General features: G+C 62.8%; 11 protein-coding genes. 10 read left to right on the plus strand and 1 reads right to left on the minus strand.

The genetic code is table 11. The features are described 5' to 3' along the window. Positions 1 to 2: 2 nt before the first annotated feature. A complete protein-coding gene (locus BLL36_RS26305; protein ID WP_157697321.1) occupies positions 3 to 4,550 on the minus strand; it encodes a DUF4329 domain-containing protein in 4,548 nt (1,515 codons plus the stop codon). 302 nt (positions 4,551 to 4,852) lie between these two features. Here BLL36_RS26305 and urtA point away from each other — a divergent pair, with 302 nt between their 5' ends. The 10 genes from urtA (at position 4,853) to BLL36_RS26355 (ending at position 13,405) form a co-directional block, all read left to right on the plus strand. Continuing rightward, a complete protein-coding gene (urtA, locus tag BLL36_RS26310) occupies positions 4,853 to 6,118 on the plus strand; it encodes an urea ABC transporter substrate-binding protein (protein WP_076954527.1) in 1,266 nt (421 codons plus the stop codon). 152 nt (positions 6,119 to 6,270) lie between these two features. Continuing rightward, on the plus strand, positions 6,271 to 7,773 hold the full coding sequence (gene urtB / locus BLL36_RS26315) for an urea ABC transporter permease subunit UrtB (RefSeq protein ID WP_076954528.1): 1,503 nt from the start codon (positions 6,271 to 6,273) through the stop codon (positions 7,771 to 7,773). Further along, positions 7,773 to 8,840: an urea ABC transporter permease subunit UrtC gene (gene urtC / locus BLL36_RS26320; RefSeq protein WP_076954529.1), complete on the plus strand. Its 1,068-nt coding sequence runs from the start codon at positions 7,773 to 7,775 to the stop codon at positions 8,838 to 8,840. The genes urtB and urtC overlap by 1 nt, the downstream gene beginning before the upstream one ends. Further along, positions 8,837 to 9,670, plus strand: a complete 834-nt coding sequence (urtD, locus tag BLL36_RS26325; RefSeq protein ID WP_090220116.1) for an urea ABC transporter ATP-binding protein UrtD — start codon at positions 8,837 to 8,839, stop codon at positions 9,668 to 9,670. The genes urtC and urtD overlap by 4 nt, the downstream gene beginning before the upstream one ends. A gap of 355 nt (positions 9,671 to 10,025) precedes the next feature. Further along, positions 10,026 to 10,724 (plus strand): urea ABC transporter ATP-binding subunit UrtE, encoded by a 699-nt coding sequence (urtE, locus tag BLL36_RS26330; protein ID WP_076954531.1) that lies wholly within the window; start codon positions 10,026 to 10,028, stop codon positions 10,722 to 10,724. A gap of 30 nt (positions 10,725 to 10,754) precedes the next feature. After that, entirely contained in the window at positions 10,755 to 11,594 is an 840-nt protein-coding gene (locus BLL36_RS26335; protein WP_076954532.1) for an urease accessory protein UreD, read from the plus strand. A 145-nt stretch (positions 11,595 to 11,739) separates the two neighbouring features. Further along, on the plus strand, positions 11,740 to 12,042 hold the full coding sequence (gene ureA / locus BLL36_RS26340; protein ID WP_076954533.1) for an urease subunit gamma: 303 nt from the start codon (positions 11,740 to 11,742) through the stop codon (positions 12,040 to 12,042). Positions 12,043 to 12,051: 9 nt separating this feature from the next. Further along, complete coding sequence (locus BLL36_RS26345; RefSeq protein WP_076954534.1) at positions 12,052 to 12,564, plus strand: GNAT family N-acetyltransferase; 513 nt, start codon at positions 12,052 to 12,054, stop codon at positions 12,562 to 12,564. 5 nt (positions 12,565 to 12,569) lie between these two features. After that, positions 12,570 to 13,103 carry a GNAT family N-acetyltransferase gene (locus BLL36_RS26350; RefSeq protein ID WP_076954535.1) on the plus strand — a complete coding sequence of 178 codons (534 nt, stop codon included), beginning with the start codon at positions 12,570 to 12,572 and terminating at the stop codon, positions 13,101 to 13,103. Next, on the plus strand, positions 13,100 to 13,405 hold the full coding sequence (locus BLL36_RS26355; RefSeq protein ID WP_076954536.1) for an urease subunit beta: 306 nt from the start codon (positions 13,100 to 13,102) through the stop codon (positions 13,403 to 13,405). Before BLL36_RS26350 ends, BLL36_RS26355 begins: the two co-directional genes overlap by 4 nt. Positions 13,406 to 13,485 lie beyond the last annotated feature (80 nt).

The following is a 13,485-nucleotide window of genomic DNA, read 5'->3' on the forward strand; positions in this document are numbered from 1 at the left end:
GATTAAAGCTCATCCCTTACGGGCCTTTGAGTGGATGCATCCGGCAGTTTCAGATCGGGGGCAAGGCGGGTGCGCGCGGTCCAGAACTCGCCGCTGCGGATCACGCGCAACTCGCCGATGCGCGCCAGCTCCGAGATCACTCCGGACGGCGCGGGGGCGAACGCGGTATAGCCGCTGCCCTCCAGCCATTTGCCGGTGGTCGCCAGCAGGTTGTATTCGTCGCGGCTGAAGCTTGGCGTGTAGGCGAGCAAGGCACCGTCGCGGGCGGTCAGGTAAAAGCCGCTGATATGTAGCCCCTGTTGCTTCAAGGTGTGCAGGTAAAAGCCCAGTTCGCGCCACGACACAAAATTGACCTGGTACGAGCGCTCTGCGCCCAACTGCGGCTGATCCAACCCGGCATGAAAGATCAAATGCGCAGCGCTAACCCGATAACCCTGCGGCCATTGCGGGTGCACGCCGACCAGCGCTGCCGGAAACAGGCGCGCCGCAGTGACAGAAGGAAACCCCTCGTCCGCTTCCGCCAGCGTAGGGATATGGTTGTCGCTGCCGCCGACGTTCTCCAGCAATGCACTGATCGCTTGCTGGCCCTCAAAGCGCCCGGCGCGACGGTGGATATATTCTGCCGCATCATCGCGGTGCGCGTGGATCGGCCCCTGCGCCCAACGGTTTTCGCGGGCCGGTGGCACGCCCCGCGAACTCCCCGGCTGCCACTGCGCATCCACTATGCCGACGCCCGGCCAATTGTCGCTGGGCACCAGGATACGCAGGTCGCCGGCGGCGGCAATGCGCCGAATATAAGCGCGTGGCGTCAGCGAGCGAAGCTTCAACAAAACCTGGTCGTTCTGCCGGAATAGAATCCCGTTACGCACCGTGAACTTCAACAACGCGCCATCGGCACATGACAAGTACAGGGGCAACGCCGCCCGCTTGGTCGTGGCGCTGACCTGGTAAGTGGCGGCCTGAAGCGTCACGGGCGAGATCAGCCCACGGTAGATCTCGTCGCCACTGAGAAAACGCCCGCCGGGGTGAAAATCTTCGATGTACGCCCCACAGAGGTACATTGCGCCCAATTCATAGCGGTGCGGGTATCCGGCATCCGAAAACACACGACGATGGGCCAGGCCCGAGCCGTCGTCGGTGACCGGCAGCGTGGCGACAAACTGCTCCTTGCCCATGGCCTGCAACACATAGCCGAACTGCAACTCACTGCGCGCGCCGGCCATTTCATGCGCATAACGCGCCGCGTCATCCGCGCTCGCGTGCACCGGGCTGCACGCCGGGTCCTGGCGGGCCTGCACGTAGTTGCCGGTGCCACGGGCCGGCGCGGCAAAAGCGCGCCAGGCGCCAACCGGACCGTCTTCGCCCCACAGCGCACTGCTCTGCACCACCTGCAACTCGAAGGTGCGGGCCACGCGATTGACATATTCGCCGGGCGTGAGCTGCCCGTTGCGAATCCGTTGCTCCAGCGCCCCGCGCAACCAACTATGAGGGTTATGCGGGCGGGCAATCAGGTCAGCCTCGGTGATTTCCGGGTATTTCAATTCGGGTCGCGAACGCAAGCGAATCACCGCACCCTCCGGCGCCAGCAGATAGTGGTAGCGGCGCACCGGATCGCCCAGCAATGCCTGGGCCAGCAGCCGCGTGGAAAACATGTTGCTGTAGACTGCCGATTCAGCAGGCGACAGCACGAACGGCCAGTGCCTTGCAGGCCTTGAGTGATAGCTGGCGACCACCACCGTGCGCGGCGGGTACAGCCCCCGAGCGACCAGTTCATCGGGAAAGATCCATTTCACGTCGAACACTTCGTCAAGCAGACGCGCCGGCTCCGTGGCGACAAACCACCCATCATCACGCCGCAGAATAAGACCGCCGTAGGCCGTGTCCAGGTTGAGGGCAACGCGACGGCGCACATAACGGGCGGCATCGTCCATGGATAAAAACGTTGGGCTCAGTCGCCGCCGCAGCAGGTTCGCATAGGGGTTCCACAGCGCCTCTACCGAGCCTGAACGCGCCCAGCAGTGGCTCGTGCGGATCACCCGCAAACTGCCCGAAGTCGCGACCTGTCGCACCACGGTCACCACGTCGGTGGTGCCCCTATCGAGTTTGGCCTGCAGTACCGTAGCATCGTCGCCGTCGCTGAGGGTTTCGAACAACGCGCTCGTCGACGGCGACTGGTAACACAACAGCGCCCCGTCTGGCGGCGCGATATAGATCGGCGCGCCTACCGACGGCCTGGAGGCGTTGGCACGCGCCTGGGTAATCGCGTCGCCGAGGTCCTTGAGTTCGATAAAAAACCGCTGCAGCCAGTGCGCCGCACCATTGCCCGCCAACGGCCGGGCGTAATACAACGCATGACAACCAAAACCCTCTGGCAGGTGCTCGCCATACAGGCTGGCAAGCGACAGCAGGGCTGCCTTGCGATTGACCGGGATCAGTTGACTGGCGACGTACTCCTCGCGCGATTCATGTTTGAGAATGAAGCCAAAGTAGACATCGACGTAATGCTCCCCGTGGTTGTGCAGTTCGCAGCGCTGCACATCGTCGGCGGCGGCATCGGCGCTGTACAGGACCGGCCCGTGATTGACCGACTCCGGCCGCTGAAACTCCAGCACGCGCACGCCTGGCCCCCAATTGAGTTCAACGAAACCGGCCGGTCCCCACAGCGCGTTGCCGATAACAATGCGCAACGTGCCGCACTCGGCCAGGGTCCTGACCCTATCGGCGGCGGTTCGGGTGCCCTGCGCAAGTCTCTTGGCAATCGCGCTGTCGGCACCCGTCGCATCGGCCTGCCATAACTGCCGCCACTCACTTGTGGTGGTGGAAGGCGCCAGGGCGATCAAGCTGTCATCGGCGCCGGAAAGGTACCCCGCACACTCGGCGGTCAGCAGGTCGGCGACATCAAGGTCGTGGAACGTTTGCCCGTAAAGCTCGACGTCGGCCCGCGTCCATTTGTAGCGTGCAGCCTGGGCCGGATCGCTCAGGGACAATGCCCGGCGCGAGCCATACAGGCCATGCAAGCGATGCCCCGGGGTGAGGATGATGGGTTTTTTCTGGCGATCCAGCGGGTACAGCTCGGCGAACGCAAACGCAAACGGCCTCGGCCCGGTGGCCACCGGGGCGGTGATCACGAAATACCCGTCGCGGCGCTTGAGGATCAGCCCACCCATTTCCTGCTCGCGCAACGGGCCGATTTGCTGATGGGCGTAACGGGCCGCGTCGTCGGCCGTTAAAAACGCCGCGCTCAAGGAAGGCAAGGTTGTCTTCGAATAAGGCAACCAGTGTTCATCGACGACCCCGGGCCGGTCCCACAGTGCGCTGGTTTTCTCTACGCTCAGCTCGCCAGCGGCGGCTACCAGCCCGACAAAGCCACGCGTCAACAACGAACCGTTGTGCAGCGCGGCCTGGATGCCGTTGTCGCCAACCGTGCCGTCTTCGTGCTCGATAAGCAGCTGCGACTCCAGCGCCGAGCCGGAAAACCGGTAGCGCAGCATGGCTTCGTCGCGCATGCGGATATACAACGAAACGCCCAGGGTCGACTGGGGCCCAAGGCTATATTGGCGAAACTGCGCGATGTGTTGTGCCAGCTCCAGTGGGCTGATGAAGTTTTTGTACAGCCACGCTTCGAACTGGGGATAGTTGCCCGGCAACGGCCGCGAATGCACGTAGATGCCGTACAGGTGATAGCCCACCGGCAGCGCCGGCAAGACGTCGGTCAGCCCTTTGACCTGCTCGGGCTCCATCGCGACATAGTGGTCCAGCGTATCGGACTGCAGGATCAGCACCCGCTGGCGCACCGTGGGTTTACGCTGGATTCGCGACCATGCCAGCGACAGCGCCCCTTCGACGTCCGCGGACAGTGGCCAGGGTTGGTACGGCACCCAATTGGCGGGCACCGGCCCCAGCGAACCGCCCCAATAGGGGCTGGAGGCCAGGAAAGTCAGTTGCCCGACCGAGGCCAGTTTTTTATAGACGCCTTCCAGCGTGCCGTCATGGGCATGGGGCGACTCGAAACTGCCCGACGTTTGCAGCCAACGCACATAGTTGATCGCTGCGGAGGATTCCTCGAACTGGAATTTGAGCAACGTGCCCAGCGGCCCGGACAAATACGCGAACTTGAATTCATGCCGGTGCTGATGATTGAAGATGACGTCCGGCACGGAATAGAAATCCTGAAACGCCGTGATCTGGTGCGCGCTCCATCTGGGGTTCAAGCGTGCGACATTCTCAGTGGTATTGGGATGCACGTGCCAACTGGCGACAATCTCGAACCCCTCAGGGTTCTGGTAGGCATCGGTGACCGGATCATGTTCGAGCAGCATGTCCCAGCCGAACACCGTGGGGCGGTCCGGTCTCGGTTCGCTGCCCACGTAGCGACCGTCGGACAGGCGTCGCAGGATGACGCTGCCGTATTCAACTTGCAGGTTAAGGCCCACCCGGCCATGGACGTAGAGGGCCACCTCGTCGGCGCTGGCGAAGGCCGGTGTCAGTTTGCCTAGCTTGGCGTGACCACGCAGCACGGCGCGTCTGTTACGGTTTGACGGATCTTCCACTGGGTACACCCCATAAACATGATTCGATGAAACAGGCTCGCTCGAAGGCAGGCGCTGCATGTGCTCACAGGGTGGGAGCGACGACACCGAAACAGGTGCTACATAAATCAGACCGGCACCACAACGGCACATTGCCGTGCCCAAGCCCGGTCCGGGAGCGCCACAATGGTGCAGCCCCGGCACTGCACGCGCCTTGCAGCCCCCAGCCTTCAGGCTTTGTCGACTTAGGCACAGCCCTTGCTATCTCCTGAGCAATGCCCCTTATCAGCCATCCAAAAAAAATCGGTCACGGAGATCGCACCATGCAGCGTCGCAGCTTGATCAAGGCTTTCACACTCACGGCCAGCATTGCCGCCATGGGCCTGACCTGGACCGTACAGGCCGCCGAGACCATCAAGGTCGGCATCCTGCACTCATTGTCCGGGACCATGGCCATCTCCGAGACGTCGCTTAAAGACATGGCGCTGATGACCATCGACGAGATCAACGCCAAGGGCGGGGTGAACGGCAAGATGCTCGAGCCGGTAGTGGTGGACCCGGCGTCGAACTGGCCGTTGTTCGCTGAAAAAGGCCGGCAACTGCTGACCCAGGACAAGGTGGCCGTGGTGTTCGGCTGCTGGACCTCGGTGTCGCGTAAATCGGTGCTGCCGGTGTTCGAAGAACTCAATGGCCTGTTGTTCTACCCGGTGCAGTACGAAGGCGAAGAGATGTCGCCGAACGTGTTCTATACCGGTGCGGCGCCGAACCAGCAGGCGATCCCGGCGGTGGAATACCTGATGAGCGAAGAAGGCGGCGGCGCCAAGCGCTACTTCCTGCTGGGCACCGACTACGTGTACCCGCGCACCACCAACAAGATCCTGCGCTCGTTCCTGCATTCCAAAGGCGTGGCGGACAAAGACATCGAAGAGGTCTACACCCCGTTCGGCCATGCCGATTACCAGACCATCGTCGCCAACATCAAGAAATTCTCGGCCGGCGGCAAGACCGCGGTGATCTCCACCGTGAACGGCGACTCCAACGTGCCGTTCTACAAAGAGCTGGCCAACCAGGGCCTGAAAGCCACCGACGTACCGGTGGTGGCGTTCTCGGTGGGTGAAGAAGAACTGCGCGGCATCGACACCAAGCCGCTGGTGGGCAACCTCGCCGCCTGGAACTACTTCCAGTCGGTGGAGAACCCGGTGAACAAGAAATTCGTCGCCGATTGGAAAGCCTACGCCAAGAAGCACAACCTGCCGGGCGCGGACAAAGCCGTGACCAACGACCCGATGGAAGCCACCTACGTGGGCATCCATATGTGGGCGCAGGCCGCCGAGAAAGCCAAGTCCACCGACGTCGACAAAGTGCGTGAAGCCTTGGCCGGGCAAACCTTCGATGCGCCGTCGGGTTTCACCCTGACCATGGACAAGACCAACCACCACCTGCACAAACCCGTGATGATCGGCGAGATCCAGGCCGATGGGCAGTTCTCGGTGGTATGGCAGACCCAGGAGCCGATCCGCGCCCAGCCGTGGAGCCCGTACATTCCTGGCAATGACAAAAAGCCGGACCATGCCGTGAAAAGCAACTAAGCCAAGGGGTGTTGGCACAGGCTGAACACCTGAAGCCAACACAAACCCTGTGGGAGCTGGCTTGCCTGCGATGAAGGCAACTCGGTGTGCCTTGGTGCACCGCTATCGCAGGCAAGCCAGCTCCCACATTTGTTCGAGCAAGGCTCAAGACTATGCCCACTGCCCTTTACCGCCTCATCTTCGCCGTCCTGCTGTTGCTGCCACTGGCAGCACACGCCAGCGACGCCGAAGACTTCCTGTCCGCCAACCCGACCCAGCAAGCCAAGCTCCTCCAGGACTGGGCCGCCCAGCCCGACCCGGCGCGCATCGAGCTGGTGGACGCGCTGCAGCAAGGCCAACTCACGCTCAACGGTGAAGTAAAAACCGTACGCCTGAACAACCGCCTGCGCGGCCTGATCGACAACGTAAGGGCCAGCCAGCAACTGCTCGCCGCCGACCCCAAGGTACGCCTGGCGGCCGCGCAAACCCTGCAAAAAAGCGCGCAACCGGCGCAACTCAAATTTCTCGACCAACGCGTCGCCGCCGAAACCGACGAGGACGTGCACACCGCCCTCAGCCTGGCCCTGGCCAACCTGCAACTGGTCGACAGCGACCCCGCAGTGCGCCTGGCCGCCGTGCGTTTGCTCGGCGGCACCGGCGACCCGCTGGCGCGCACCCGCCTTGAAGCCTTGCTCGCCCCCGGCGTTGAAACCGACGCCGCCGTGCACACCGCAGCCGAAACCAGCCTGGCCCAGGTCAAGCGCAAGCTGATGGTCGGTGAGATGCTCGGGCAAGCCTTCAGCGGCATGTCCCTGGGTTCGATCCTGTTGCTGGCCGCCTTGGGCCTGGCGATCACCTTCGGCCTGCTCGGCGTGATCAATATGGCTCACGGCGAGATGCTGATGCTCGGCGCGTATTCCACCTACGTGGTGCAGTTGATGCTGCAGCGCTACGCGCCCGCAGCCATCGAGTTCTACCCGTTGATCGCGCTGCCGGTGGCGTTTTTTGTCACGGCCGCCATCGGCATGGCCCTGGAACGCACGGTGATTCGTCACCTCTATGGTCGCCCCCTGGAAACCCTGCTCGCCACCTGGGGCATCAGCCTGATGCTGATCCAGTTGGTGCGCCTGGTGTTCGGGGCACAGAACGTCGAAGTGTCCAACCCCGCGTGGTTGTCCGGGGGCATTCAAGTGCTGCCCAACCTGGTGCTGCCCTACAACCGCATCGTGATCATTGCGTTCGCGCTGTGCGTGGTGGTGCTGACCTGGCTGCTGCTGAACAAGACGCGCCTGGGCCTCAACGTGCGCGCCGTCACCCAGAACCGCAACATGGCCGCCTGCTGCGGCGTGCCCACCGGGCGCGTGGACATGCTCGCGTTCGGCCTGGGCTCGGGCATTGCCGGCCTGGGCGGCGTAGCGCTGAGCCAGATCGGCAACGTCGGCCCCGACCTCGGCCAGAGCTACATCATCGACTCGTTCCTTGTCGTGGTACTCGGTGGCGTGGGCCAGCTGGCCGGCAGCGTGATGGCGGCCTTCGGCCTGGGCATCGCCAATAAAATCCTGGAGCCGCAGATCGGCGCCGTGCTCGGCAAGATCCTGATCCTCGCGCTGATCATTCTGTTTATCCAGAAACGCCCGCAAGGACTCTTCGCACTGAAAGGACGGGTGATCGACTGATGAACCAGCCACTGATGCTTACGGCCACGCAAAAGGCCGGTCCCAAGGTGACGATTGCCGCCGGTGCGATCATCCTGATCCTGCTGCTGGCCTTGCCGTTGTGCTCCCTGCTCTCGCCGGAAAACCCGCTGCACGTGTCGGCCTATACCCTGACACTGGTGGGCAAGATCTTGTGCTACGCCATCGTCGCCCTGGCGTTGGACCTGGTGTGGGGCTACGCCGGGATGCTCTCCCTCGGCCATGGTTTGTTCTTTGCCCTGGGCGGCTACGCGATGGGCATGTACCTGATGCGCCAGGCGTCCGGCGATGAATTGCCGGCGTTCATGACGTTCCTGTCGTGGACCGAATTGCCCTGGTACTGGGTCGGCACCCAGCACTTCCTCTGGGCCCTGTGCCTGGTGGTGCTGGCGCCAGGCATGCTGGCGCTGGTATTCGGGTTCTTCGCCTTCCGTTCGCGGATCAAGGGCGTGTACTTCTCGATCATGACCCAGGCCCTGACCTTTGCCGGGATGCTGCTGTTTTTCCGCAACGAGACCGGGTTTGGCGGCAACAACGGCTTCACCAACTTCCGCAGCATCCTCGGCTTCGGCATCACCGAACCGGGCACGCGCGCGGTGTTGTTTGTCGCCACGGTGCTGCTGCTGGTCACCAGCCTGTTCATCGGCTGGCGCCTGGCGCGCAGCAAGTTCGGCCGGGTATTGACCGCCTTGCGCGATGCCGAGAACCGCCTGATGTTCTGCGGCTACGACCCGCGTGGCTTCAAGCTGTTCGTGTGGGTGTTGAGCGCGGTGCTGTGCGGCTTGGCCGGGGCGCTGTATGTGCCGCAAGTGGGCATCATCAACCCCAGCGAAATGTCGCCGACCAACTCCATCGAGGCCGCCGTGTGGGTCGCCCTCGGCGGGCGCGGCACGCTGATCGGGCCGCTGCTCGGCGCCGGTGTGGTCAATGGCATGAAGAGCTGGTTCACCGTGGCCTTCCCGGAATACTGGCTGTTCTTCCTGGGGGCGTTGTTCATCATCGTCACCCTGTACCTGCCCAAGGGCGTCATCGGCCTGCTGAAGAAATGAGGAACGTCATGCTTGAACCTATTTTCGATGCGGGCAGCGGCCGCGATGCCATCGGCATTGGCCAGGCCGCGAGCAAGGGCCTCGACACCCGCCACGGCACCATTTTGAGTCTGGAAGACATCAGCGTCAGCTTCGACGGTTTCAAGGCGCTCAACGACCTGAACCTGTACATCGGCGTCGGCGAATTGCGCTGCATCATCGGCCCCAACGGCGCGGGCAAGACCACGCTGATGGACGTGATCACCGGCAAGACCCGACCCAGCCACGGCACCGCCTGGTTTGGCGAAAACCTCGACTTGACCAGCCTGAGTGAAGTGCAGATCGCCCAGGCCGGCATCGGCCGCAAATTCCAGAAACCCACGGTGTTCGAAGCCCTCAGCGTGTTTGAAAACCTGGAGCTGGCGCAGAAGACCGACAAGTCGGTATGGGCCAGCCTGCGCGCGCGCCTGAGCGGCGAGCAAAAGGACCGCATCGATGAAGTGCTCGACACCATTCGCCTCACGGCCTCGCTGCATCGCCAGGCCGGCTTGCTGTCCCACGGCCAGAAGCAGTTCCTGGAAATCGGCATGCTGCTGATGCAGGACCCGCAATTGCTGCTGCTGGATGAACCGGTGGCGGGCATGACCGACGCCGAAACCGAGTTCACCGCCGAACTGTTCAAGCGCCTGGCGGGCAAGCATTCTTTGATGGTGGTGGAACACGACATGGGGTTTGTCGGCTCGATTGCCGACCATGTGACGGTGTTGCACCAGGGCAGCGTATTGGCCGAAGGCTCGCTGGAGCAGGTGCAGGCCGATGAGCGCGTGATCGAGGTGTACCTCGGCCGCTGACCCGGCCGCAAACTTGCTTTATGCAGGAGCTGGCTTGCCTGCGATAACCATAGGTATCTACACAACGTTCAAAGGCTGAAAGATCTCCCTGTAGTGAGCGGGCTTGGCGAATCGTCGCACCGCCCGCGCTGGGTGGCGAAGCCGCCCCAATAAGGACGCCGCACAGTTTCAGATAAACCCAATTCGCCTGGTTTGGGGCCGCTCCGCGGCCCAGCGCGGGACAAGCCCGCTCACTACAAAAATGTGTAGATACCTATGCTGAGATAACGGTGTTGGATTCGCCATCGCTTTCGCAGGCAAGCCAGCTCCCACAGTTGATTCGGTTCCCTCAGGGGGAATCGAGGAGGTTTTGAGAATGTTGCAAGTCGACAAGCTGCACCAGTACTACGGCGGTAGCCACATCCTGCGCGGGCTGTCGTTTGACGTGAAGATCGGCGAAGTCACCTGCCTGCTCGGCCGCAACGGCGTGGGCAAGACCACTTTGCTCAAGTGCCTGATGGGTTTGCTGCCGGCCAAGGAAGGCACGGTGAATTGGGAAGGCCGCGCCATCACCGGATTCAAGCCACACCAGCGCGTGCACGCAGGCATCGCCTACGTGCCCCAGGGTCGCGAGATTTTCGGGCGGCTGACCGTGGAAGAAAACCTGCTGATGGGGCTGTCACGCTTTCCCGGTTCGCAAGCCAAGGAAGTGCCGGCGTTTATCTACGAATTGTTCCCAGTGCTGTTGCAGATGAAGCATCGGCGCGGCGGCGACCTGTCCGGTGGCCAGCAGCAGCAGTTGGCGATTGGCCGCGCCCTGGCCAGCCGTCCGCGCTTGCTGATCCTCGATGAACCCACCGAAGGCATCCAGCCGTCGGTGATCAAGGAGATCGGCGCGGTGATCAAGAAACTCGCCGAGCGCGGCGATATGGCGATCCTGTTGGTCGAGCAGTTCTACGACTTTGCCGCCGAACTGGCCGACCAGTACCTGGTGATGTCCCGTGGCGAAATCGTGCAGCAGGGACGTGGAGAAAATATGCAAAGCGAGGGTGTGCGTGGACTGGTTACCATCTAATCTGTGGCGTCCCGACAATAAGTACACACCATGAACCTGCCCGTTTCCCCTGCCCTGTTCACCCCCAGCTGGCACGCCGCGCTGGAACTCGGCTACGCGCGTTTCGGCGATACCACGCGCCCGGTGATGCGCCGCCACCTCGGCCCGCTGCGCGTGCAAAAACACCTGTACGCCGAAGGCCCCGAGGTGTGCCAGCACATCATCGTGCATCCGCCCGGCGGGATTGCCGGTGGTGATCGCCTGGATATCAGCGCCCATGTCGGCGAAGGCGCCTGGGCGCAATTGACCAGCCCTGGCGCGGCCAAATGGTATCGCGCCAGCGGCCCGGCCTATCAGCAGCTCGACCTCACCGTGGAGGCCGGCGCGACCCTGGAATGGCTGCCCCAGGAAACCATCGTGTTCAGTGCCGCCCAGGCCGAACTCACCACCCGCATCGAGCTGCAAGGCGATGCACGCCTGTTCTACTGGGACGTGGTCGCCCTCGGCCGCCCGGCCAGCGGCGAGCGTTTCGAGCTGGGCCACTTTCAGTCCCACCTGGATATCCGCCGTGACGGCCAGTTGCTCTGGCATGAGCGTCAGCGCATTGTCGGCGCCGACGGTTTGCTGGATTCGCCCATCGGCCTGGACGGGCAACCGGTGTTTGCCACGCTGTTGCTCACCGGCGAAATCGACAGTGACTTACTTGAACAATGCCGCGCCCTGCCCAATGCCGTGCGCGGGGATTTGACCCAACTGCCCGGCTTGCTGGTGGCGCGCTGCCTGGCCGGCGAAGCGTTGCTGGCGCGGGGTTGGTTGATTGATTTATGGCGGCTTTTGCGCCCTGCCGTACTCGGCAGGGAAGCGGTATCACCGAGAATCTGGAGCACATGAAGATCAAAAATGTGGGAGCTGGCTTGCCTGCGATTGCAGTGGGTCAAACACAACTGCACGGCCTGATACACCGCTATCGCAGGCAAGCCAGCTCCCACCCTTGATCTCCATTGTATTTAAGAATGCATTTAAAGGACCTTGAACCATGGACCTGACCCCACGGGAAAAAGACAAGCTGCTGATCTTCACCGCAGGTTTAGTCGCCGAACGCCGCCTCGCACGCGGGGTAAAGCTCAACTATCCGGAAACCATCGCCTACATCTCCGCCGCCCTGATGGAAGGCGCCCGCGATGGCCGCACCGTGGCCGACCTGATGCACTACGGCACGACCTTGCTCAGCCGCGAACAGGTCATGCAAGGCATCCCGGAAATGATCCCGGATATCCAGGTGGAAGCCACGTTCCCCGACGGCACCAAGCTGGTCACCGTCCACCAGCCCATCGCATGAGGCCCGGCCATGATTCGTGAGGCAACCGAGAACGATCTGCCGGCGATCCGCGACATCTACAACGATGCGGTGCTCAACACCACGGCGATCTGGAACGAACAACCGGTGAACCTGGACAACCGCCTGGCCTGGTTCACTGCGCGCCAGGCCCTGGGTTATCCGATCCTGGTTGCAGTCGAAAACGCTGAGGTCACCGGCTACGCCTCGTTTGGCGACTGGCGGCCCTTCGAGGGTTTTCGCTACAGCGTCGAGCACTCGGTGTACGTGCGCAACGACCAACGCGGCAAGGGCCTGGGCCCGCGCCTGATGCAAGCCCTGATCGAACGCGCGCGCGCCTGCGGCAAGCACGTCATGGTCGCGGCGATTGAAAGCGGCAACCACGCCTCGATCCGCCTGCACGAACGCCTGGGTTTCATCACCACCGGGCAGATGCCCCGCGTGGGCATCAAGTTCGGCCGCTGGCTGGACCTGACCTTTATGCAATTGGCCCTGAACCCTGGCGCCGAACCGCCCAAGGAGTGACATCGATGAACACCGCGCAACTGCGTCGAGTCAATGCTGAAAGTTTTGCCCACTACCGCCTGGGCTTGATCGAGCTGTTGCTGGACGCGGTCAGGCACGGCGCTTCGGTCGGGTTCATGGCCGACTTCGACGAGGCCCAGGCCCGCGACTATTTGCACGGCGTGCAAGCCAGCATCGAAGACGCAAGCCTGTTGCTGTGGGTGGTGGTGCGTGACGAGCAGGTCATCGCCAGCGTGCAGTTGGCGCTGTGCCAGAAAGCCAATGGCCTGAACCGTGCCGAGGTGCAAAAGCTGCTGGTGCACAGCAGCGCCCGCCGCCATGGTCTCGGCCAGCAATTGATGAACGCCCTGGAACTCGCCGCTCGCCAGCACCAACGCGGCCTGCTGTACCTGGACACCGAAGCCGGCTCGCCTGCCGAAGCCTTCTACCAGTCGCTGCACTACACCAAGATCGGTGAACTGCCCGACTACTGCCAAAGCCCGGACGGGCGCTACAGCCCGACCGCCATCTACTACAAGACCCTGGGGCAACCTGCATGATTCCTGGTGAATATCAGATCGAGCCTGGCGACATCGAACTCAACGTCGGCCGGCGCACCGTCACCCTCGGCGTGGCCAACAGCGGCGACCGGCCGATCCAGGTGGGTTCGCACTATCACTTCTTCGAGACCAATGACGCGCTGACGTTTGACCGCGCGGCGAGCCGTGGCATGCGCCTGAATATTCCGGCGGGCACGGCGGTGCGGTTTGAGCCGGGGCAGAGCCGGGAGGTTGAATTGGTGGATTTGAGCGGTGGGAGGCGGGTGTTCGGGTTTGCAGGGCGGATCATGGGCGACCTTTAGGGCCCCTTCGCAGGCAAGCCAGCTCCCACACTTTGAATGTATTCGCAGATCAAAATGTGGGAGCTGGCTTGCCTGCGATA

This window comes from Pseudomonas cedrina subsp. cedrina (assembly GCF_001983175.1).
Classification (GTDB): Bacteria; Pseudomonadota; Gammaproteobacteria; order Pseudomonadales; family Pseudomonadaceae; genus Aquipseudomonas; species Aquipseudomonas cedrina.

What these genes read in the sequence shown, in the direction of transcription:
- urtA (WP_076954527.1), top strand. Translation starts at nt 4,853, where the DNA reads ATGCAGCGTCGCAGCTTGATCAAGGCTTTCACACTCACGGCCAGCATT.
- urtB (WP_076954528.1), top strand. Translation starts at nt 6,271, where the DNA reads ATGCCCACTGCCCTTTACCGCCTCATCTTCGCCGTCCTGCTGTTGCTG.
- urtC (WP_076954529.1), top strand. Translation starts at nt 7,773, where the DNA reads ATGAACCAGCCACTGATGCTTACGGCCACGCAAAAGGCCGGTCCCAAG.
- urtD (WP_090220116.1), top strand. Translation starts at nt 8,837, where the DNA reads ATGAGGAACGTCATGCTTGAACCTATTTTCGATGCGGGCAGCGGCCGC.
- urtE (WP_076954531.1), top strand. Translation starts at nt 10,026, where the DNA reads ATGTTGCAAGTCGACAAGCTGCACCAGTACTACGGCGGTAGCCACATC.
- BLL36_RS26335 (WP_076954532.1), top strand. Translation starts at nt 10,755, where the DNA reads ATGAACCTGCCCGTTTCCCCTGCCCTGTTCACCCCCAGCTGGCACGCC.
- ureA (WP_076954533.1), top strand. Translation starts at nt 11,740, where the DNA reads ATGGACCTGACCCCACGGGAAAAAGACAAGCTGCTGATCTTCACCGCA.
- BLL36_RS26345 (WP_076954534.1), top strand. Translation starts at nt 12,052, where the DNA reads ATGATTCGTGAGGCAACCGAGAACGATCTGCCGGCGATCCGCGACATC.
- BLL36_RS26350 (WP_076954535.1), top strand. Translation starts at nt 12,570, where the DNA reads ATGAACACCGCGCAACTGCGTCGAGTCAATGCTGAAAGTTTTGCCCAC.
- BLL36_RS26355 (WP_076954536.1), top strand. Translation starts at nt 13,100, where the DNA reads ATGATTCCTGGTGAATATCAGATCGAGCCTGGCGACATCGAACTCAAC.